This is a genomic window from Streptomyces sp. NPDC037083 (assembly GCF_055606485.1).
The window spans coordinates 127705-148476 of the sequence record NZ_JBVJSQ010000011.1 but is presented as its reverse complement, the minus strand read 5'-3'; the positions used below and the strand labels follow the sequence as shown (position 1 = coordinate 148476).

21 protein-coding genes are annotated in these 20772 nt (G+C 71.6%); 7 read left to right on the top strand and 14 right to left on the bottom strand.

Annotated features, from left to right (window positions below):
• Window positions 1–78: 78 nt before the first annotated feature.
• The 6 genes from ACZ7DE_RS27675 to ACZ7DE_RS27650 all read right to left on the bottom strand — a co-directional run bounded on the left by ACZ7DE_RS27675 (window position 79) and on the right by ACZ7DE_RS27650 (window position 6781).
• Window positions 79–795, bottom strand: a complete 717-nt coding sequence (locus ACZ7DE_RS27675) for a response regulator (RefSeq protein ID WP_470765732.1) — start codon at window positions 793–795, stop codon at window positions 79–81.
• Window positions 789–3341 (bottom strand): DUF4118 domain-containing protein, encoded by a 2553-nt coding sequence (locus tag ACZ7DE_RS27670; protein WP_470765731.1) that lies wholly within the window; start codon window positions 3339–3341, stop codon window positions 789–791. Before ACZ7DE_RS27670 ends, ACZ7DE_RS27675 begins: the two co-directional genes overlap by 7 nt.
• A 170-nt stretch (window positions 3342–3511) precedes the next feature.
• Entirely contained in the window at window positions 3512–4669 is a 1158-nt protein-coding gene (locus ACZ7DE_RS27665) for an alginate lyase family protein (RefSeq protein WP_470765730.1), read from the bottom strand.
• Between the two features lie 213 nt (window positions 4670–4882).
• The gene (locus ACZ7DE_RS27660; RefSeq protein WP_470765728.1) at window positions 4883–5647 is read right to left on the bottom strand and encodes a DUF3710 domain-containing protein; all 765 of its coding nucleotides are present in this window, start codon (window positions 5645–5647) and stop codon (window positions 4883–4885) included.
• 1 nt (window position 5648) lies between these two features.
• The gene (gene dut / locus ACZ7DE_RS27655) at window positions 5649–6200 is read right to left on the bottom strand and encodes a dUTP diphosphatase (RefSeq protein ID WP_470765727.1); all 552 of its coding nucleotides are present in this window, start codon (window positions 6198–6200) and stop codon (window positions 5649–5651) included.
• Complete coding sequence (locus ACZ7DE_RS27650) at window positions 6197–6781, bottom strand: PaaI family thioesterase (protein ID WP_470765725.1); 585 nt, start codon at window positions 6779–6781, stop codon at window positions 6197–6199. Before ACZ7DE_RS27650 ends, dut begins: the two co-directional genes overlap by 4 nt.
• A gap of 58 nt (window positions 6782–6839) precedes the next feature.
• Here ACZ7DE_RS27650 and ACZ7DE_RS27645 point away from each other — a divergent pair, with 58 nt between their 5' ends.
• On the top strand, window positions 6840–7304 hold the full coding sequence (locus ACZ7DE_RS27645) for a DUF3093 domain-containing protein (protein ID WP_470765723.1): 465 nt from the start codon (window positions 6840–6842) through the stop codon (window positions 7302–7304).
• A gap of 36 nt (window positions 7305–7340) precedes the next feature.
• Here ACZ7DE_RS27645 and ACZ7DE_RS27640 read toward each other — a convergent pair whose 3' ends face one another.
• The 4 genes from ACZ7DE_RS27640 to ACZ7DE_RS27625 all read right to left on the bottom strand — a co-directional run bounded on the left by ACZ7DE_RS27640 (window position 7341) and on the right by ACZ7DE_RS27625 (window position 10947).
• A complete protein-coding gene (locus ACZ7DE_RS27640; protein WP_470765722.1) occupies window positions 7341–8348 on the bottom strand; it encodes a hypothetical protein in 1008 nt (335 codons plus the stop codon).
• A 13-nt stretch (window positions 8349–8361) separates the two neighbouring features.
• Window positions 8362–8658 carry a DUF4193 domain-containing protein gene (locus ACZ7DE_RS27635; RefSeq protein ID WP_003993510.1) on the bottom strand — a complete coding sequence of 99 codons (297 nt, stop codon included), beginning with the start codon at window positions 8656–8658 and terminating at the stop codon, window positions 8362–8364.
• A gap of 396 nt (window positions 8659–9054) precedes the next feature.
• Entirely contained in the window at window positions 9055–10287 is a 1233-nt protein-coding gene (locus tag ACZ7DE_RS27630; RefSeq protein WP_470765720.1) for a sensor histidine kinase, read from the bottom strand.
• Window positions 10288–10293: 6 nt separating this feature from the next.
• Complete coding sequence (locus ACZ7DE_RS27625) at window positions 10294–10947, bottom strand: response regulator transcription factor (protein WP_003993508.1); 654 nt, start codon at window positions 10945–10947, stop codon at window positions 10294–10296.
• Between the two features lie 417 nt (window positions 10948–11364).
• On the opposite strand from ACZ7DE_RS27625, the gene ACZ7DE_RS27620 reads away from it, so the two are divergent.
• Window positions 11365–11538 carry a hypothetical protein gene (locus ACZ7DE_RS27620; protein WP_198655097.1) on the top strand — a complete coding sequence of 58 codons (174 nt, stop codon included), beginning with the start codon at window positions 11365–11367 and terminating at the stop codon, window positions 11536–11538.
• Window positions 11539–11618: 80 nt separating this feature from the next.
• Here ACZ7DE_RS27620 and ACZ7DE_RS27615 read toward each other — a convergent pair whose 3' ends face one another.
• Both ACZ7DE_RS27615 and ACZ7DE_RS27610 read right to left on the bottom strand, forming a co-directional pair.
• Window positions 11619–12434 (bottom strand): inositol monophosphatase family protein, encoded by an 816-nt coding sequence (locus ACZ7DE_RS27615; RefSeq protein WP_470765716.1) that lies wholly within the window; start codon window positions 12432–12434, stop codon window positions 11619–11621.
• An 8-nt stretch (window positions 12435–12442) separates the two neighbouring features.
• Window positions 12443–13570: a ferrochelatase gene (locus ACZ7DE_RS27610; protein WP_470765714.1), complete on the bottom strand. Its 1128-nt coding sequence runs from the start codon at window positions 13568–13570 to the stop codon at window positions 12443–12445.
• A 237-nt stretch (window positions 13571–13807) separates the two neighbouring features.
• On the opposite strand from ACZ7DE_RS27610, the gene ACZ7DE_RS27605 reads away from it, so the two are divergent.
• From ACZ7DE_RS27605 to sepH, 3 genes are all read left to right on the top strand, one after another.
• On the top strand, window positions 13808–15046 hold the full coding sequence (locus ACZ7DE_RS27605; RefSeq protein WP_470765712.1) for an MFS transporter: 1239 nt from the start codon (window positions 13808–13810) through the stop codon (window positions 15044–15046).
• Window positions 15006–16325 (top strand): D-arabinono-1,4-lactone oxidase, encoded by a 1320-nt coding sequence (locus ACZ7DE_RS27600; RefSeq protein WP_470765711.1) that lies wholly within the window; start codon window positions 15006–15008, stop codon window positions 16323–16325. The genes ACZ7DE_RS27605 and ACZ7DE_RS27600 overlap by 41 nt, the downstream gene beginning before the upstream one ends.
• A 533-nt stretch (window positions 16326–16858) precedes the next feature.
• Window positions 16859–17902 carry a septation protein SepH gene (gene sepH, locus ACZ7DE_RS27595; RefSeq protein WP_470765709.1) on the top strand — a complete coding sequence of 348 codons (1044 nt, stop codon included), beginning with the start codon at window positions 16859–16861 and terminating at the stop codon, window positions 17900–17902.
• A 260-nt stretch (window positions 17903–18162) separates the two neighbouring features.
• Here the strand turns inward: sepH and ACZ7DE_RS27590 are convergent, their stop codons facing one another.
• Window positions 18163–19014 carry a sulfurtransferase gene (locus ACZ7DE_RS27590; RefSeq protein WP_470765708.1) on the bottom strand — a complete coding sequence of 284 codons (852 nt, stop codon included), beginning with the start codon at window positions 19012–19014 and terminating at the stop codon, window positions 18163–18165.
• On the opposite strand from ACZ7DE_RS27590, the gene ACZ7DE_RS27585 reads away from it, so the two are divergent.
• Together ACZ7DE_RS27585 and ACZ7DE_RS27580 are read left to right on the top strand one after the other, a co-directional pair.
• Window positions 19013–19153 carry a hypothetical protein gene (locus tag ACZ7DE_RS27585; protein ID WP_470765706.1) on the top strand — a complete coding sequence of 47 codons (141 nt, stop codon included), beginning with the start codon at window positions 19013–19015 and terminating at the stop codon, window positions 19151–19153. The two genes, ACZ7DE_RS27590 and ACZ7DE_RS27585, sit on opposite strands and share 2 nt — an antisense overlap.
• Window positions 19154–19234: 81 nt before the next feature.
• Window positions 19235–20038, top strand: a complete 804-nt coding sequence (locus tag ACZ7DE_RS27580; RefSeq protein ID WP_470765704.1) for a VOC family protein — start codon at window positions 19235–19237, stop codon at window positions 20036–20038.
• A gap of 28 nt (window positions 20039–20066) precedes the next feature.
• Here the strand turns inward: ACZ7DE_RS27580 and ACZ7DE_RS27575 are convergent, their stop codons facing one another.
• Window positions 20067–20714: a thymidine kinase gene (locus ACZ7DE_RS27575; RefSeq protein WP_470765702.1), complete on the bottom strand. Its 648-nt coding sequence runs from the start codon at window positions 20712–20714 to the stop codon at window positions 20067–20069.
• Window positions 20715–20772: the final 58 nt, after the last annotated feature.

Here is a 20772-nt window from a genome sequence, read left to right as displayed (position 1 = left end):
CCCGCTGCCGTACCGGCTCTCGGACCCGCCGCCGTGCCGTCGCCGGACCGCCGTCGTGCCCGTCTCCGGGCCCCTGGACTAGCGCTCGAAGCGGTAGCCCATCCCGGGCTCCGTGACGAAGTGCCGGGGATGCGAGGGATCCGCCTCCAGCTTGCGTCTGAGCTGGGCCATGTACACCCGCAGGTAGTTCGTCTCCGTCCCGTACGAAGGACCCCACACCTCCTGCAGCAACTGCTTCTGGCCGACCAGACGGCCGGTGTTGCGCACCAGCACCTCCAGCAGATGCCACTCGGTGGGCGTCAGCCGCACGTCCTTCCCGGCCCGGTTGACCTTCTTCGCGGCCAGGTCGACGGTGAACTCGTCGGTCTCGACCAGGACCTCCTCCTCGCCGGCGCCGATGGGTTCGGCCCGGCGGACGGCGGCCCGCAGCCGGGCCAGCAGCTCGTCCATGCCGAAGGGCTTGGTGACGTAGTCGTCGGCGCCGGCGTCGAGCGCCTCGACCTTCTCGTCCGAGGTGTGGCGGGCGGACAGCACCAGGATCGGCACCCTCGTCCAGCCGCGCAGCCCCCTGATCACCTCCACGCCGTCCATGTCCGGCAGCCCGAGGTCGAGGACGACCACGTCCGGGTGGCGGTCGGCGGCGAGGCGGAGGGCGGTGGCGCCGTCATGGGCTGCGTCGACCTCGTAGCTGCGGGCCTTGAGGTTGATCACGAGGGCGCGCACGATCTGCGGTTCGTCGTCGATCACGAGCACCCTCGTCGGGGCCTGGGGTGTCTCCCCGGCGGGGCTCAGCATGAGGGCTGCCTTTCGGGTCGTCGTGCGGGTTGCGGCTCGGGGGGTGCTCCCGCCGCGCGGACGGTGAGGACCATGGTGAGGCCGCCGCCGGGGGTGTCCTCCGCCTCGAGGGTGCCGCCCATGGCCTCGGCGAAGCCGCGTGCGACCGCCAGCCCCAGCCCGACTCCGGCGCCGCGCGGAGCGTCACCGTAACGCTGGAACGGCGCGAATATCCGCTCCTTGGCCTCGTCGGGGACGCCCGGCCCGCGGTCCACGACCCGCACCTCGACCCGGTCGGACAGCGCGCTCGCCGAGACCAGCACGCGCTCGCCGCCCGGGCTGTACTTGACGGCGTTCTCCACCAGGTTGGCGACCGACCGCTCCAGCAGTCCGGCGTCCACGGCGACCATGGGCAGCGTCTCCGGGATGTCCAGCTCCACGCTCTCCTGCGGATCGGGGACACCGCCGAGGGCCATCGGCACCACCTCGTCGAGGTCGGTCTCGCGGATGATCGGCGTGACCGTCCCGGTCTGAAGGCGGGACATGTCCAACAGGTTGCCCACCAGGTGGTCGAGGCGGTCGGCGCCGTCCTCGATGCCTTCCAGCAGCTCCGCCCGATCCTCCTCGGACCAGGCCACGTCGTCGGATCTGAGGCTCGAGACCGCCGCCTTGATCCCCGCCAGCGGCGTGCGCAGGTCGTGGCTCACGGCGGCGAGCAGGGCCGTGCGGATGCGGTTGCCCTCCGCCAGCGCGCGGGCCTGGTCGGCCTCCTCCTGCAGGCGCCGCCGGTCCAGCACGACGACCGCCTGCGCGGCGAACGCGGCCAGCACCCGCCGGTCCTCGGCGGGCAGCACCCGGCCGGTGAGCGCCAGCGCCATGCGGTCGCCGACGGACACCTCGACGTCCGCGTCCTCGGGCCGCTCGACCGGCTGTCCGAAGCCGACGTGGCCGGCGCGGGTCCAGGGCGCCCTGTCGTCCGCCCGCTCCAGCAGTGCCGCCGACGCCATCCCGAAGGTCTCCCGCACCCGCTCCAACAGCGCCTCCAGGCTCGTCTCGCCCCGCAGCACGTTGCCGGCCAGGTAGGAAAGGATCTCCGACTCGGCCCGCAGCCGGGCAGCCTGGTGGGTACGCCGGGCCGCCAGGTCCACCACCGACGCCACCGCGATCCCCACCCCGACGAAGATCACGATGGCGACGATGTTCTTCGGATCGGCGATCGTCCATCTGTGCAGGGGCGGTGTGTAGAAGTAGTTCAGCAGCAGCGAGCCCACGGCCGCCGACGCCAGCGCCGGAAGCAGACCGCCCAGCAGCGCCGCCGCCACCGTGACCGCCAGGAACAGCAGCATGTCGTTGGCGAGGCCGAGATGGACGGTGTTCAGCAGCCCCGCCAGCAGCGCCGGGCCCGCCACCCCGACCACCCAGCCCCAGACGATCCGGCCCCGCCCGAGCCGGGCGCCACGGGCCACGGGCAGCCCCCGCCCCTTGGCGACCTCGTCGTGGGTGACGATGTGCACGTCGAGGTCCGCCCCGGAGTCCCGGGCGACCGTCGCGCCCACCCCCGGACCGAAGACGTACTGCCAGGCCTTGCGGCGCGAGGAGCCGAGCACGATCTGGGTGGCGTTGACCCCGCGGGCGAAGTCGAGCAGCGCGGCCGGGATGTCGTCGCCGACCACGTGGTGGAAGGTGCCGCCCAGGTCCTCCGCGAGGGTGCGCTGCACGGCCAGCTCCTTGGGCGAGGCCGAGGTGAGCCCGTCGCTGCGCGCGATGTACACGGCGAGCACCTCGCCGCCGGCGCCCTTCTCCGCGAGCCGAGCCGCCCGCCGGATCAGAGTGCGTCCTTCCGGCCCCCCGGTCAGGCCGACCACGATCCGCTCGCGCGAACCCCAGATCGCCGACACCCGGTGCTCGCTGCGGTACTGCTGCAGGTACTCGTCGACCCGGTCGGCGACCCACAGCAGGGCCAGCTCCCGCAGGGCGGTGAGGTTTCCGGGCCTGAAGTAGTTGGACAGGGCCGCGTCGACCTTGTCGGGCTGATGGATGTTGCCGTGCGCCATCCGCCGGCGCAGCGCCTGCGGCGACATGTCCACCAGCTCGATCTCGTCGGCGCGCCGGACGAAGTCGTCGGGCACCGTTTCCTGCTGCCGTACGCCCGTGATCGACTCCACGACGTCGCCCAGGGACTCCAGGTGCTGGATGTTCACCGTGGAGACGACGTCGACGCCGGCGGCGAGCAGCTCCTCCACGTCCTGCCAGCGCTTGGCGTTGCGGGAGCCGGGGACGTTGGTGTGGGCCAGTTCGTCCACCAGGGCGACCTTCGGGGCGCGGGCCAGGACGAGGTCCACGTCCATCTCGGTGAAGACGCCGCCGCGGTACTCCAGCTCGCGGCGCGGGATCACCTCCAGACCGTGCAGCATCACCTCGGTGCGCGGGCGCCCGTGAGGCTCGGCGAACGCCACCACGCAGTCCGTGCCGCGCTCCACCCGGCGGTGCGCCTCGGACAGCATCGCGTACGTCTTGCCCACGCCCGGTGCCGCACCGAGGTGGATCCGGAGCTTGCCGCGTGCCATGGCCTCATTGTCTTCCGGTGATTGCTGCCTGCGCAGCGTCGACCTTACGGCCAACGATTCAGGCAGAAGGGACGAATCGAGGGGCGCGGGCGCGCTTTGACGCAACCCTGACGCGTGAGGCGGACACCGGCGCCCCTCAACCCTTCATCGGACGAGCCCCCCGGATCGGTTCACGCGGGATTGTCTCCGTGGGTCAGCGTCTCCCAGGCGACGAAGAGGTTGTTGCTGCCGGCCGGACGGTTCCGCAGAGTGAGCGTCTGCGTGTTCGACATCGCGACGCCCAGGCGGTTGTGCAGCGCGTTGTAGCCGATCTCGGTGACCGGTCCGAGCCCCCCGGCGAGGGCGCCGTCGCACAGCCAACCCGGGACGGCCGCGCCCAGCTGGTACCTGGCCTGGAAGCCGAGGGCCTGCCGCAGCCGCTCGCCGACGTCGGTGCCGTACACGTCCTGCCCCTGGATGCGGCTGGTCTCGGCGACGTGCGAGATCGCGGAGATGCCGTACCCGGTGTGGGTGAGGTCCCGGCAGGTCTCCTGGGTCAGGCCGGTGACGAAGGTGCCCTGACCCTGCCAGTAGGCGACGATCTTGTCCCGGGTGTTCAGGTTCTGGCTCGGCACGGTCTTCGGCAGTTCGCCGTCGGAGGCCAGGTAGACGTAGGCGGCCGTGCGGGCGCGGAACTTCGCCATGGCCTTGTCGTACGAGCTCCGGTCCTCGAGGAAGACGGAGATGCCGATCGCGGCCTCCGTCATGGAAAGCTCCCAGTTGCCGTTGGAGTGGGAGCCGTTGACGACCTCGGGCAGGTAGACGTCCCGCAGCATGGTCGCGAAACGGCCGGAGTTCGCCCAGCCGCCGGTGTACGTGTACTTGATGATCTCGGCGGCCCTCGGCCAGGACGAGCCGGCCCAGCCGGTCTGGAGCGGCGCGTTGCTGTCGGTGTGGTCCTTGACGACGGCCGACCAGGCGTCCATCAGCTCGATGGCCTTCTTCGCGTACCGCTCGTCCCGCGTGATGTACCAGGCGAGGGCGTCGGTGTACGCCGCGAGCGCGTCCTCCCGCTCGTCCGTGCAGCCGTGGTTCGGGTTGGAGTAGGACCCGCACTCGACCACGGCCCGGGGCTTGGGGGTGCGGCTCGGACTGGCGTACTTGCTCGCCAGGAGTTGATCGAAGGCGCCCTTCCAGGGCTGGGCCGCCAAGTCGACCTTGCCCCGGACGAAGTCCAGTTGCGCCCGGGAGACGGTGACCCCGGGGTGGGCGAAGGCGGTGGGGGCGGCTTGGGCCCGGGGGACGTTCGGGGATGCGAGAGCGCCCACGATCAGGGCGGTGACGGTCACAAGGAATACGGTTCGACGCACAGCAGCTCCGTTCTCGTTCTTGTATGTGAACACAGAGCGCCCTTATGAACTTAGGCGTTGGGCGGAGACCGTAGGTCCAGACCAATGGACCGTCAAGGGTTCACACACGAGAAGAGCGGGGGACGCGGGCACGACAAAGGGCCGCACCCCGTGCGGGGTGCGGCCCTCTCAGCCGTGCGGTCCGTTGTCGGACTAGCGGACCTCGGTGATCTCCGGCCCGCGCTGGAGCTGGCCCATGCCGCCGGAGAAGCGGGAGCTCTCGTCCTGCTGCTGGACGCCCTCGGGCACCATCTGCGCGTCGTTCGGGAGCTTGAGGACGATCGGGTCGCGGGGGGCCATCGGACCCTCACCGCGCACGACGACCGTGTCCCGGAAGATCTGCTCGAGCAGTCCGGCCGCCTGCGGCTGCACCGCGCCCTGGCCGGAGATCACCCCGCGCAGGAACCAGCGGGGGCCGTCCACGCCGACGAACCGCACGACATGGAAGCCTCCCGTGCCGTCCGGCAGCTGCACCGGCACCTGCGCCCGCAGCTCCCAGCCCAACGGGCCCTCGACCTCGTCGACGATGCCACCCTGCTGGGTGATGCCGGAGCCGATCTCCTCGCGCACCTCGCCCCAGATGCCTTCCCGTTTGGGAGCGGCGAAGGCCTGCAGCTGGATGGCGCTGTCGCGCAGTACGACGGTCGCCGCGACGATCGCGTCACCGGCGACCTCGACCCGAAGCTCCATGCCGTCGACCCCGGGCACGAAGAGCCCGCCGAGGTCCACGCGGCCCTCCGCGGGGTCGCGCACCTCGGAGTCGTCCCAGGGCCCGTCGGGCCGCGGCTCGGGCTCGAGCCGCACACGCTCGCGCCGGCCCTCTACGTCGTCCGCCTCAGTGTCGACACTGTCGACGACCTGCTCGGCCTCGCCGGCCGCGTCCTCGGCGGCACCCTTCTTCTTGCGACGTCCGAACACGTCACTGTCCTTCCCGGTCGGATACGACCGAAGCGTATCGATTCCCACCCGTCGCGCCGCCCTCGGCGGCCTGACCGCTTGTACCGCTTGCGCCGCCCACGGCGGCATGGCCGCCGGTGGACCCGAAGCCCCCCGCGGCCCGCGCCGACCCGGGAAGCTCCGCGACCTCCTGGAAGCGGACCCTCTCGACCTGCTGGACGACCAGTTGGGCAATCCGGTCGAAGCGCTCGAACCGCACGGACTCGCGCGGGTCGAGATTCACCACGATCACCTTGATCTCCCCACGGTACCCGGCATCAACCGTCCCCGGGGCATTCACGAGCGCCACTCCGCACCGGGCGGCCAGCCCCGAGCGCGGGTGTACGAAGGCCGCGTACCCCTCCGGCAGGGCGATGGACACCCCCGTGGGCAGTACGGCCCGCTCCCCCGGCGCCAGTTCGCGGCTCTCGGTGGTGCGCAGATCGGCGCCCGCGTCCCCGGGGTGCTCGTACGTCGGAAGCGGTACGTCGGGGTCGACGCGCCGGATCAGGACGTCCAGGAAGTCGCGGCTCACGGGTTCACCTCGAAGGCGCGGGTGCGCCTGATCCGGTCCGGGTCGCTCATGGCGGCCCGGATCTCCTGCTCGCGGCCGTGGTTCACGAAGTGCTCGACCGCGACCTCCACGAAGAGCGCGTCGGCGCGGACGGCGACGGGCCCGTCGGGGCCGCCGATCCGGCCGGTCGCGCTCGAGTAGATCTTGCGACGGGCGACCGCGGTCACCTCGGCCTCCAGGTACAGCGTGGCGCCGACGGGGACGGGCCGCACGAAGTCGGTCTCCAGCCGTCCGGTCACCGCGATCGTCCGCAGCAGCCAGTTCAGCGAGCCGAGGGTCTCGTCGAGGGCGGCGGTCAGGATCCCGCCGTGCGCGAGACCCGGCGCACCCTGATGAGCCGGCTGCACCGTGAACTCCGCGGTGACGGTCACGCCGTCGCCGGCCCGCGCCTCCAGGTGCAGTCCGTGGGCCTGCCCGCCGCCACATCCGAAACAGTGTTCGTAGTGGGCGCCGAGGAGCTCGCCGGGCGCTGGGGCGTCGGGGTGACGCACGGGTTTCACGGCGTCGGCCGGAGGCTCAAGAGCTGCGGAAGTACCACTCACAGCCGCAGACCTTACCCGCGCGTCCGCCATATCCGGACACCGTGCCAAGCTTGGCTCCATGCAGCCCTCCGCCACCCCTTACGAAGAACGCCTCACCGCCCCCCGCTCGTGGTGGTTCGTCTCGTTCCTCGTGGGCGTCTCCATGGCCCTGATCCTGTTGCCCTTCGGCACCCTGCCGCTGCTCGGCGGGCTGATCGGCGGCACGGCGGCCGCGGCCGTGGTGGCCAGCTCCTACGGCTCGCTGCGGATCCGCGTGGTGGGCGACTCCCTGATCGCGGGCGAGGCGAAGATCCCGGTCACGGCCCTGGGCGGGGCGGAGATCCTGGACGCGGAGGAGGCGCGCGCCTGGCGCACCCACAAGGCCGACACCCGGGCCTTCCTGCTGCTGCGCTCCTACATCCCCACCGCCCTGAAGGTGGAGGTCACCGACCCGGACGACCCCACGCCGTATCTGTACCTGTCGACGCGGGAGCCGGAGCGCCTGGCGCAGGCCCTGCAGGCGGCGCGGGAGACGGCCGCCTGACCGGCGGCCGCGGCGCGGCCCCGGCCTCGGCGGGGCTCAGCCCCCGAGTCCCGCGGGCCCGTCGGGCTTCCGGGCGTCGTCGGGGCTCCCGTCGGGCAGGCTCTCGGGGTTCAGCGGGTTCTGGGTGATCTCACCGATGACCACGGGATGCGCGGGCTTCTCCAGCGGCGGCAGTTCCGGCAGCGCGTCCCACGGCACCTGCATCTTCCGCAGGTCGGCCCGGACCTTCGCGGCCACTCTCCTGGTGTCCCGCCGGTTCATGACCGCGCCGACGACGGCGCCCACCATGAAGGGCATCAGGTTCGGCAGGTCGCGCACCATGCGCTTCATGATCTGCTGGCGCAGTTCGCGCTTCATCTGGCCGCCGAGGGCCGAGTTGATCGAGGACGGCTTCAGGACGTCGACCCCGCGTTCGCCCGACCACGAGCGCAGATACGCGGTACTGCGGTCCTTGAGACCGCCGGCCGGCCGCACGCCGTAGACCTCGTGGAGCTCGGCGATCAGCTTCAGTTCGATCGCCGCGACCCCGGTGATCTCCGCGGCCAGTTCGGTCGGCATCGCGGGCGGCACGGGGAGCATCGCCGCGGCCCCGATGCCCGCTCCGACGGTGGACGTGGCATTCGCCGCGCCCGCCACGAGCTTGTCCGCGAGCGCCTCGGGCCCCAGGCCCGGGAACTGTCTGCGGAGCGTCTGAAGGTCCCGTACGGGCACGCGCGGTGCGATGTCGATGATCCGGTCGGCCAGGTGCGCCAAACCCGCCCTGGCCCGCTTCCCGCCCTGTCGGACGCCTTCCCGGGCCAGGCCCGCGGCCTTGTCCCGGATGACCGCCGCCCCCCGCCTGACGACGGGGGCGGCGTTCCGCGCCGGCGCCGGGAGGTCGTCCCGGTCCGCCGCGGGTTCGAGCGAGGCAGATCCCGCCGGGACCTCTCCCGTACCGGATGAGCCTCGCTCGTCGTCACGCACGCCGTGAGGGCCTTGGGAAGGCCCTTTGTCCGCTCCCCGCAGGGGGAATCGGCGCTTCCGAGGAGGGGTCGAGCCAGTCACGGCCGACCCCGCCTCAGTCGCAGTCGCGGCAGATCGGCTGACCGTTCTTCTCCCGGGCCAGCTGGCTGCGGTGGTGCACCAGGAAGCAGCTCATGCAGGTGAACTCGTCCTGCTGCTTCGGGAGCACCCGGACGGCCAGTTCCTCGTTGGAGAGGTCTGCGCCGGGCAACTCGAGGCCCTCCGCGGCCTCGAACTCGTCTACGTCGACTGCGGAGGCGGACTTGTCGTTCCGCCTCGCCTTGAGCTCTTCAAGGCTGTCGGAATCGACGTCGTCATCGGTCTTGCGTGGGGTGTCGTAATCGGTAGCCATTTCGCCTCTCCCCCTCTGGGTGTCTGCGGTGTCTCCAGCGCACGTAACGCGTGAGAGGCCGGACTTGTGCCCGCCTCGAGGCGGAGATTTTGCCTCACATCAAGGTCTGTTACTCAATCGACACCCAACCGGACCCCTCAAGAGTGATCGGCTTGGATGGCGATCGGGACCGTACACGGTCCGAATGCCGCACTTCAAAGGCGTCTCACCGTGTACTTCCCGTGATCAGGACCCTCGAAAACCCGGATTTTCCGGGCTGTTCAGGGGCATCCATGATCACGGAGAGTAGATGGCCGGAAATTCGCCCTTGTGATCGATCACACACGGGAGGGCCCAGTCGGAGTCCAGAAAATTCCGCGCAAAGCGAACATCCCCGCGTGTGTCGGCGACATGATCTCAGACGGGCAGGGTGACCCGCATCACGAGCCCACCCCCTTCGCGCGGCTGGGCCACGATATGGCCGCCGTGTGCCCGGGCCACGGACCGCACGATGGACAGACCGAGGCCGACGCCCTTGTCGCTGCCGGTCCGCTCCGTGCGCAGCCGACGGAACGGCTCGAACATGTTGTCGATCTCGTACGCCGGCACGACCGGCCCGGTGTTCGACACCACCAGGACCGCCTGCCCGTGCTGGACCTCGGTGGTCACCTCGACCCAGCCGCCGTCGGGCACGTTGTACCGTACGGCGTTCTGCACGAGGTTCAGGGCGATCCGCTCCAGCAGCACGCCATTGCCCTGGACGACCGCGGGTTTCTGCTCGCCGCGGATCACCACGCCCTTGGCGGCGGCCTCGCCGTGCACCTGGTCGATGGCCTGCTCCGCGACCTCCGCGAGGTCCACCGGCTTGCGTTCGACGATCTGGTTGTCGCTGCGGGCGAGCAGCAGCAGGCCCTCGACGAGCTGTTCGCTGCGCTCGTTGGTGGCCAGCAGCGTCTTGCCGAGCTGTTGGAGCTCCACCGGTGCGTCGGGGTCGGAGAGGTGCACCTCGAGCAGCGTGCGGTTGATCGCGAGCGGCGTCCTCAGCTCGTGCGAGGCGTTGCCCACGAAGCGCTGCTGAGCGGTGAACGCGCGCTGCAGGCGCTCCAGCATCTCGTCGAAGGTGTCGGCCAGTTCCTTCAGCTCGTCGTCCGGGCCGTCCAGCTCGATACGGCGGGACAGGTCCGAGCCCGCCACCGCGCGGGCGGTGCGGGTGATCCGGCCGAGCGGGGACAGGACGCGTCCGGCCATCGCGTAGCCGAAGGCGAAGGCGATCACGGCGAGGCCGAGCAGGGCCAGCAGTGAGCGGCTGAGCAGGTCGTCCAGCGCGTGGCGGCGCTGCTCGTTCACGCACTCGTTCATGGCGTGGTTGAGCTCGGTCGCGGTCGGCGAGGACGGGAAGTTGCAGACCTCGCTGGCCACCTGCCCCGAGAGGATCTTGAAGGGCAGTTCACTGCCCACGTTGAGGGCGTTCGCGGCCAGCAGGTAGATGATCGACAGCAGCAGGATGCCGGCGATCAGGAACATCCCGCCGTACAGCAGCGTGAGCCGTATGCGGATGGTCGGGCGCAGCCAGGGGAAGGGGAGCTGCGGGCTCCTGGGGTCCCAGGTGGGCTTCGGAGGCGCCTGGGGAGGCGCGGGCGTCGATGCCACGGCCGATCAGATCCGATAGCCGGAACCGGGGACCGTGACGATCACCGGGGGTTCGCCCAGCTTGCGGCGCAGCGTCATCACCGTCACCCGCACGACGTTGGTGAACGGGTCGGTGTTCTCGTCCCACGCCTTCTCGAGGAGCTGCTCCGCGGAGACCACCGCCCCCTCGCTGCGCATGAGCACCTCCAGGACGGCGAACTCCTTGGGCGCGAGCTGGACCTCCTTGCCGTCGCGGAAGACCTCGCGGCGGTTGGGGTCGAGCTTGATGCCGGCCCGTTCCAGGACGGGCGGCAGCGGCACGCTGGTGCGCCGGCCGAGGGCCCGCACGCGTGCGATCAGCTCGCTGAAGGCGAAGGGCTTGGGGAGGTAGTCGTCGGCGCCGATCTCCAGGCCCTCGACCCGGTCGCTGACGTCGCCCGAGGCCGTGAGCATCAGCACGCGTGTGGGCATGCCCAGTTCGACGATCTTGCGGCAGACGTCGTCGCCGTGCACGAGGGGGAGGTCGCGGTCGAGGACGACCACGTCGTAGTCGTTGACTCCGATGCGCTCCAGGGCGGCCGCACCGTCGTACACGACGTCGACGGCCATGGCCTCCCGGCGCAGTCCGGTGGCCACCGCATCGGCGAGCAGCTGCTCGTCCTCGACGACGAGTACGCGCACGTCGCTGTCCTTCCTGTGTCCACCCGCGTAGCGCTCGGTGAGCGCACGCGGGCGGGGGTCCTGGTGAGTGTGTGCTTCCATCCTGCCCTTTTCGGCCATAAGTCGGCGGTAAGGCGGGTGGGAGGGGAGATGAAGGACGGGCGTGAGGCACGGGAATGCGAGATTTTCTCGTGGAGTTGAGGTTTCCACGGAAGGGAGCGGGGGGAGGACGGCTTTACACCCCGCGATCACGCTCTGCATGTGCCGCTGCACCATGTGGCACTTCCCGGTCCGCTTGCCGCAGAGCGGGCGTGGGTGTCCGGCACCGTCGCCGCCCGGCAGGGCAGCGCTGGGCACCTGTGAGAGACGTGATCGCCCCTTCTCAAACCGGCACACCCCCGTGCCATCGACCCACGACCCAGGACGAGGGGGCGCAGCATGGACGCATTCACCGCAGGACTTCTGCAGCGCATAAGGGCGACCGAGACCGACCTGACACGGGCTCGCGACGAGGGCGACGACTTCCTCGCCGAGGTGGAGCAGGCCGAGCTCGAGGACCTGCGTCGCCTCGCCGCCGAGCACGGTGTGGAGGTCGGCGCGACGAGCGTCTGAGCGGTAGGCATGCGGAGGGGCCCCGGCGAATCCAGCGCCGGGGCCCCTTCGCGTGTCCGCGCGGCGGCGGCCGGGCCCGGTCAGTCGTGCCAGGCGCCGAAGTCCTCCAGGAGCCGCTGGAGGGGCTCGAAGACGCCCGGGGAGGCGGCGATCGCGAGATCGCGTGCGGGGCGCTCTCCGGGCCGTCCGCCGGTCAGCGCGCCCGCTTCCCGGGCGATCAGGTCGCCCGCGGCCAGGTCCCAGGGGTGCAGACCGCGCTCGTAGTAGCCGTCCAGGCGGCCGACGGCCACGTCGCACAGGTCGACGGCGGCCGAGCCGCTGCGCCGGATGTCCCTCAGCAGCGGGATCAGCCGCTGCGCGACGTCCGCCTGGTGGGCCCGCACCTCGGTGACGTAGTTGAAGCCGGTCGAGACCAGGGCCTGGTCGAGGGGGGCCGTCGGGCGGCAGGCCAGCACGCGCTCGCCCTCCCAGGCGCCGGTCCCGCGGGCGCCGTCGCCGCGCACGGCGTGGAACGTCTCGCCGCGCATCGGGATCTCGACGACCCCGACCACCGCCTCGCCGTCCTGCTCGGCCGCGATGGACACGGCCCAGGTGGGCAGCCCGTAGAGGTAGTTGACCGTGCCGTCGAGGGGGTCGATCACCCAGCGGACGCCGCTGCTGCCCGCGCTGGAGGCGCCCTCCTCGCCGAGGAAGCCGTCGTCGGGACGGTGCTCGGAGATCAGGCTCGTGATCAGCTTCTCGGCCGCGATGTCCATCTCGGTGACCACGTCGATCGGGCTGGACTTGGTGGCGGCGACCGCGAGGTCGGCCGGGCGGCCGTCCCGCAGCAGCTCGCCGGCGCGGCGGGCGGCCTCCCGGGCGAGCGCGAGCAGTTCTGAGTGCAGGGGGTCGGTCACGCCGTTCCTCACGCGTAGGGGCTGTCGGCGCCCGCGGCGGCGGGCCTGGGGGCACGGGCGGGGCAGCAGCCGGCCGGGCACAGGTGGTGGCTCGGCCCGAGCGCTCCGAGGGCGCAGGGGGTGACCTCACGGCCGTTCTCGACCGCGGCGCGCTCCAGGACGAGCTCGCGGATCGCGGCGGCGAAGCGGGGGTCGGCGCCGACGGTGGCCGAACGGCGCATCGGCAGGCCCAGCTCGCGCGCCTTGGCCTCGGCCTCCGTGTCGAGGTCGTAGAGGACCTCCATGTGGTCGGAGACGAAGCCGATGGGGGCGATGACGACCGCGGGGACGCCGGCCGCGTTGCGCTCCTCCAGGTGGTCGCAGATGTCCGGCTCCAGCCAGGGGATGTGCGGAGCGCCGGAACGGGACTGGTAGACGAGCTGCCAGGGGTGGTCCACGCCGGTGCGCTCGCGGACGGCGTCGGCGACCAGCCGCGCGGTCTCCAGGTGCTGCTTCACGTACGCGCCGCCGTCGCCGTGCTCCTCGACGGGGCCGGAGGTGTCGGCGGCCGCGAGGGGGATCGAGTGGGTCGAGAAGGCGAGGTGCGCGCCGTCGCGGACGTCCTCGGGGAGGTCGTCCAGCGACCGCAGCACGCCCTCGATCATGGGCTCGAGGAAGCCGGGGTGGTTGAAGTAGTGCCGCAGCTTGTCGACCTTCGGCGGCTGGAGGCCCTCGGCCTCGAGCTCGGCCAGCGAGTCGGCCAGGTTCTCGCGGTACTGGCGGCAGCCGGAGTAGGAGGCATAGGCGCTGGTGGCGAGGACGAGGACGCGGCGGCGCCCGTCGGCGACCATCTCGCGCAGGGTGTCCGTGAGGTACGGGGCCCAGTTGCGGTTGCCCCAGTGGATCGGCAGGTCCAGGCCGTGGTCGGCGAAGTCCTTGCGCAGGGCGTCCAGCAGGGCGCGGTTCTGGTCGTTGATGGGGCTGACCCCGCCGAACAGGAAGTAGTGCTGCCCCACCTCCTGGAGACGTTCCCTCGGGATGCCGCGCCCGCGCGTCACGTTCTCGAGGAACGGGACCACGTCGTCCGGGCCTTCCGGGCCGCCGAAGGAGAGCAGGAGCAGGGCGTCGTAGGGGGTGGCATCGAGCGCGTCTGGCATGAGTCGATCCTGCCACCCGGCTCCGACAGGCGGGAAACGGGCGGGGGTTCGAACGAGGGCGCGCACCCCGCGCGCGGGTGCGTTAGGGTTGCCTAAGTTCGTAAGCTGTATGAGCTGCCTTCACGCCTTACCGGTTCTGCCGGGCTCGCCGCACGCCCCACCGAGTCCGGCCGGGCCGCCTTCCCTCACGCCGCACCGAGCCGCCACGCGCGCGTGACCGGACCACCGGAGACCCCCGTGCCCAGCCCGTACCGCGCCCTGTTCGCCGCCCCCGGCTCCAAGCGGTTCTCCGCCGCGGGATTCCTCGGCAGGATGCCGCTGTCGATGATGGGCATCGGCGTGGTCACGATGGTCTCCCAGCTCACCGGCCGCTACGGGCTGGCCGGCGCGCTGTCGGCGACCATCGCGCTGGCGGCCGCGGTCTTCGGGCCGCAGATCTCGCGCCTGGTGGATCTGCACGGGCAGCGCAGGGTGCTGCGCCCGGCGACGCTGGTCGCGCTGGTGGCGGCGGCCGGGCTGCTGCTGGCCGCGCACTTCGAGTGGCCGGACTGGGTGCTGTTCGTGTGCTCCGCCGGCATCGGCGCCGTGCCCAGTCTCGGCGCGATGGTCCGGGCCCGCTGGGCGGCCGTGTACCGGGGGTCACCGCAACTGCACACCGCCTACTCGTTCGAGTCGGTGGTGGACGAGGTGTGCTTCATCTTCGGGCCGATCATCTCCATCGGCCTGTCAACGGCCTGGTTCCCGGAGGCCGGGCCGCTGCTGGCGGCCTGCTTCCTCGCCGTCGGCGTCTTCTGGCTGACCGCTCAGCGAGCCACCGAACCCGCCCCGCACCCGCACGGCCAGCGCGCCGAAGGCTCGGCCCTGCGCTCTGCGGGCCTGCAGGTCCTGGTGACCACGTTCGTGGCGACCGGAGCGATCTTCGGCGCGGTCGACGTGGTCACCGTGGCCTTCGCCGACGAGCAGGGCCACAAGGGCGCCGCCAGCGTCGTCCTGGCCCTCTACGCGGCCGGCTCCTGTCTGGCCGGGCTGGTGTTCGGCCTCCTGCGTCTCAAGGGGGCGCCGGAACGTCGCTGGCTGTTGGGCGTGTTCATGATGGCCGTGAGTATGATCCCCCTCCTACTGGTCGGAAACTTGCCGTTTCTGGCCGCGGCGCTGTTCGTAGCGGGCCTGGCCATCGCTCCCACGATGATCACCACCATGTCCCTCATCGAAGAGCACGTACCACGCGCACAACTGACCGAGGGCATGACCTGGATCAGCACCGGGCTCGCGGTCGGGGTCGCGCTCGGCTCCTCCGTCGCCGGCTGGGTCATCGACGCGGCCGGGGCGCGAGCCGGGTACGGGGTTCCGGCGGTGTCCGGAGCCGTCGCGGTCGCGGTCGGTTTCCTGGGCTACCGCCGGCTGAGCAGGCCGGCTCCGGGTCGTGGAGGCACCGTTGAGCAGCACAGCGAGCGGGAAGAACGGCACGTGGCGTAACTGGGGCGGCAACGTCGTCGCACGCCCCGCGCGGGAGGTCACGCCCGCCTCCGTCGACGAACTGGCGGAGGCCGTGCGGCGGGCCGCCGAGGACGGGCTGAAGGTGAAGCCGGTCGGCACCGGTCACTCCTTCACGTCGATCGCCGCCACGGACGGTGTGATGATCCGGCCGCAACTGCTGACCGGCATCCGCACCATCGATCGCGACGCCATGACCGTGACCGTCGAGGCCGGCACCCCGCTCAAGAGGCTCAACCTGGCCCTCGCGCGCGAAGGCCTCTCGCTCACGAACATGGGCGACATCATGGAGCAGACGGTCTCGGGGGCCACCAGCACCGGCACCCACGGCACCGGCCGCGAGTCCGCCTCGATAGCCGCCCAGATCAAGGGCCTGGAACTGGTCACGGCCGACGGCTCGGTGCTCACCTGCTCCGAGAAGGAGAACCCCGAGGTCTTCGCGGCCGCCCGGATCGGCCTGGGCGCCCTCGGCATCGTCACGGCCCTCACCTTCGCGGTGGAGCCCGTCTTCCTGCTCACCGCGCGCGAGGAGCCGATGCCCTTCGACAAGGTCCTCGCCGACTTCGACGAACTGTGGGCCGAGAACGAGCACTTCGAGTTCTACTGGTTCCCGCACACCGGCAGCACCAACACCAAGCGCAACAACCGCAGCGCCGGGCCGGCCAAGCCGGTGAGCCAGGTCGCGGGGTGGATCGAGGACGAACTGCTCTCCAACGGCGTCTTCCAGGTCGCCCAGTGGGTCGGCCGGGCGGTGCCCGCCACGATCCCGGCGATCGCCCAGGTCTCCAGCAAGGCCCTGTCCGCGCGCACCTACACCGACATCCCCTACAAGGTCTTCACGTCGCCGCGCCGGGTGCGGTTCGTGGAGATGGAGTACGCGGTTCCGCGCGAGGCGGTGACCGAGACGCTGCGCGAACTGAAGGCGATGGTCGACCGTTCGGGGCTGCGGATCAGCTTCCCCGTGGAGGTGCGCACGGCGCCCGCGGACGACATCACCCTGTCCACCGCCTCCGGCCGGGACAGCGCGTACATCGCCGTCCACATGACCAAGGGCACGCCCTACCAGGGGTACTTCACGGCCGCCGAGCGCATCTTCACCGCCCACGAGGGCCGTCCGCACTGGGGCAAGATCCACACGCGGGACGCGGAGTACTTCGCGGGCGTCTATCCGCGCTTCGACGAGTTCACGGCGCTGCGGGACCGCCTGGATCCCGGTCGCCTGTTCCAGAACGACTACCTGCGCAGGGTTCTGGGCGCATAGCGGGCGAGGCGGGCCCGGGGCTTGCCGACCGTCGGCTCCGGTCCCCCTGCAACCCGCAACCCGCGATCCGCCCCGCCATCCCGTCACCGCGTCACCGCGTCACCGGCCCCCACCACCCGACTCGGGCGGAACCATCGGCTCCACTTGGGGGAATCGCGTGAATTGTGCCACTCCCAAGATCGCGAAAGCCGTGTGACGGAGGGCCAGGACCCGCCTGTCGCCCGAAGTTGGGTGGCGCGCCAATCCACGCACGTGGCCCAAATGGAGTACTGTTGCGAGCCCTGGGCCCGGTCTCCCGCCAGGATGTCCGGGGCCTCGCTGGACCGCTCGGAGGGGGCTAGTTGCACAGGGTGACGGTGTTGGTCACTTAGCGTGGCGAATAGGTAACCGTGCCATAACGGCGAGGCAGGGCCCGTGCCCGACACGCCGGGCAACTCGGCAAGGTTGTGGCAGGCTGCACCCGGGCAGGCCACACTCGACTAGCGGAAGCAGCGACGCACGTGACGTCGGCAGGCACCACCCGGGAGGTCCCCATGCCCGAACTGCGTGTCGTGGCCGTCTCGAATGACGGCACACGGCTGGTGCTGAAGGCTGCGGACAGCACGGAGTACACGCTTCCGATCGATGAGCGTCTGCGCGCCGCCGTCCGCGGCGACCGTCCCCGCCTCGGCCAGATCGAGATCGAGGTGGAGAGCCATCTCCGCCCCCGCGACATCCAGGCGCGTATACGTGCCGGTGCGACAGCGGAAGAAGTCGCGCAGATGGCCGGCATTCCCGTCGACCGCGTGCGCCGGTTCGAGGGCCCCGTGCTGGCCGAGCGGGCCTTCATGGCCGAGCGCGCCCGGAAGACCCCGGTCCGCCGGCCCGGCGAGAACGCCGGTCCGCAGCTCGGCGAGGCCGTCCAGGAACGCCTGCTGCTGCGCGGCGCCGACAAGGACACCGTCCAGTGGGACTCGTGGCGCCGCGACGACGGCACCTGGGAGGTCCTGCTGGTCTACATGGTCGCGGGCGAACCCCACTCGGCGAGCTGGACGTACGACCCTCCCCGGCGGCTCGTCCAGGCCGTCGACGACGAGGCGCGTTCCCTGATCGGCGAGTCCGACGACCTGGCCGCCCCGGAGCCCAGCTTTCCCTTCGTTCCGCGTATCGCCCGGCTGCCACGCGACCGCCCGCTGGACCGCGCCCTCGACCGCGAGCGGCCGAGTCTGCCGGCACTGCCGTCCGAGCCGGACGAGGAGAGCACGAGCGAGCGCGAACGCGACTCGCTGACCAGCCTGTTGGAGGCGGTGCCGAGTTTCCGGGGCGACATGGTCGTCCCGGAGCGCCCGGCGGAGCCCGTCACGGAGGAGCCCGACGAGCAGGAGGTCGTCGCCGAGGAGCCCCCGGCGCCCGCCGCCTCCGCCGGTTCCGCCTACGCGGACGTCCTCATGCCGCGTTCCGTCGGCAGCCACCGCGACCGTCTCGTCGGCGCCACCGACCGTCAGGCCGAGGCGGACGGCGTGCGTCCGGGCCGCCGGGCCGCGGTGCCGAGCTGGGACGAGATCGTGTTCGGCACGCGCCGCAAGAAGCAGGAGTAGGCGACAGGGGCGGAGCAAGCGGCCCTCGGGCAACTCGCTCGAGGGTTCCGCCGGTTCGCGGGCTCTCTTCTCCGGTACCGCACGTCCGTGCAACGCGTCCGCACGTCCGTGCATGCGCCTACGCCCGTCGGGGCATACGCGTCTGCACGCCCGTACACACGCGTCCGTACCTCCGGAGACACCCGTCGGCAGTTCATGCCAACGCGGAGGAGGGCCTCACCCGTTCGGTGCGGCCCTCCTCCTCTGTCCGTGCGCAGGGGTCACTGGGGGTCGGGGCCCACGGCGACCGGCCGGGCCGGGTCCGCGGACCACTCCGACCAGGACCCGACGTACAGGGCCGCGGGAATGCCGGCGACCTCCAGAGCGAGCACTTCGTGAGCGCCGGAGACGCCCGAGCCGCAGTACACGCCCACCTCCACGCCGTCCGACGCCCCCAGCGCCTTGAAGCGGTCCTTCAGGTCCTCGGCGGGCAGGAAACGGCCGTCCGGGGCCAGGTTGTCGTTCGTGGGCGCGGAGACCGCGCCCGGAATGTGTCCGCCCACCCGGTCGATCGGCTCGACCTCGCCCCGGTACCGCTCCCCCGCGCGGGCGTCGAACAACACACCGGAGCGGGCCAGGGCCGCCGCGCCGTCCGCGTCGAGCAACCCCGCGGCTCCGGGCGCCGGCTCGAAGTCGCCCTCCACGCGCGCGGGGACGTCGGCCTCGAGCTCACCCCGCCATGCCGGCAACCCTCCGTCGAGGACCCGCACGTCCGGGTGACCTGTCCAACGCAGCAGCCACCACGCGCGTGCCGCCGCCCAGCCCTGCCCGCCGTCGTACACGACCACCGGCCGGCCGGCCGAGACGCCCGCCCGGCGCATCGCCGCGCCGAACTCCTCGAGGTCCGGCAGCGGGTGGCGGCCCCGGTCGCCCGCCGTTCCCGCGAGCTCCCGGTCCAGATCGACGTAGACCGCGCCGGGCACGTGCCCGGCCGCGTAGGCGGCCCGCCCGTCGAACGGCGGCTCCCCGGCCGCCTTTGCCACGCTGAGCTGCCAGCGGACGTCGAGGACCACGGGTGGATTGTCTCCGGCCAGCTCGCCGGCCAGTTCCGATGCGGTGATGATGGCGTTCATGGCCACCATCCTCGCGTACGGGGTGGCTCCGTCGCCCATGTCCGGCTACTCTGCTCCGCCGGACACGCTCGATCACGAGGAGTGCCGGGTCGAGCACATGCCGTACCGGCGATCGACATACGGCGACAACCGCGCGTGAACCGACGAGAAACCCCCCATCAGGCATCCTCCGAGGGCGGAAACGACGCGGCCGCCACGAGTGGCCGAGGAGAGAGTGACGATGACCGAGGCAGGTGGGTCGGCCGGCCCGACCGGCGCAGCACACGCTCGCTACGCGCCCGGCACACCCTGCTGGGTGAGTCTGATGGCGCACGGGTTGACCGCGACGCAGGAGTTCTACGGCGAGCTCTTCGGCTGGGAGTTCCAGCCCGGTCCACGGCAGCTCGGCCCCTACGTGCAGGCGCTGCTGGACGGCCGTGAGGTGGCCGGCATCGGCCAACTGTCCCCGGACAGCCACCTTCCTGTCGCCTGGACGCCCTACCTCGCCTCCTACGACGTGGACACGACCGCCGAAACGGTCCGGCTGTGCGGCGGCACGATCGGGGTCGGTCCCCTGGACGCCTCCGACGCCGGACGCCTGGCGATCGGTTCCGACCCGTCCGGCGCCGTGTTCGGCGTCTGGCAGGCCGCGGCACACGTCGGCACCCTCATCACTGGCGTACCCGGCACGCCGGCCTGGAACGAGCTGACGACCTATGAGACCGCGGGAGTCCGCAAGTTCTACGCGACGGTGTTCGGTTACGAGGAGGAGCCGGCGGTCTCCGCCGACCTCGACTACGTGACCCTGCGCGTCGCCGGCCGGCCGGTCGCCGGCATCCACGGTGTGGGCGCCTCGCTGCCACGGGACCTGGGGCCGCACTGGACGACGTACTTCGAGGTGGCCGACGCGGACGCGGCGCTCGCCCTCGTCGTCGGCCTCGGCGGGCGCGTCCTCGAGCCGGCCCACGACAGCGCGCACGGGCGCGTGGCGTCCGTGGCCGATCCCGAGGGGGCCCGCTTCTCCCTGATCCAGGAACCGCGGTGAGCGCGCTCCCCGGACCGGGTACCCGGCCCTAGATCTGCTGGACCGGCAGCACGTCGGGCGACAGGGCCGCCGCCCGTGCCGACGACGCGGTCATCCGGCGCCGGTGGTGGCGCCGGCACAGGACCTCGTAGCCGATCGTGTCCGCCTGGTCGACGTCCCCGACGACGACCTGTGCGCCCTCGACGACCATGACGCCGCCCGCCGTGCGGGCGTTGTGCGTGGCGCGGGCGCCGCACCAGCACAGCGCCTCGACCTGGAGGACCTCCACGCGGTCGGCGAGTTCGACCAGCCGCTGCGAGCCGGGGAACAGCTTGGAGCGGAAGTCGGTGGTGATGCCGAAGGCGTAGACGTCGACGCCGAGGTCGTCGACCACGCGCGCGAGCTGGTCGATCTGCTCCTCGGCCAGGAACTGCGCCTCGTCCGCGATCACGTAGTCCGCGCGGCCGCCCTGCGAGAGGTGTTCCACCAGGTAGGCGTACAGATCCTGGCCGTCCTCGACCTCGACCGCGTCGGTGACCAGGCCCAGGCGGGAGGACAGCTTGCCCTCGCCCGCACGGTCGTCCCGCGTGAAGATCATGCCCTGCAGACCGCGTGCGGAGCGGTTGTGCTCTATCTGGAGGGCCAGCGTCGACTTCCCGCAGTCCATGGTTCCGGAGAAGAACACCAGCTCGGGCATGGGGAGTCGAGCGCCTTTCGGTGAAGGAGAGGGACAACGCGGAAGGGAGGAGGACGGG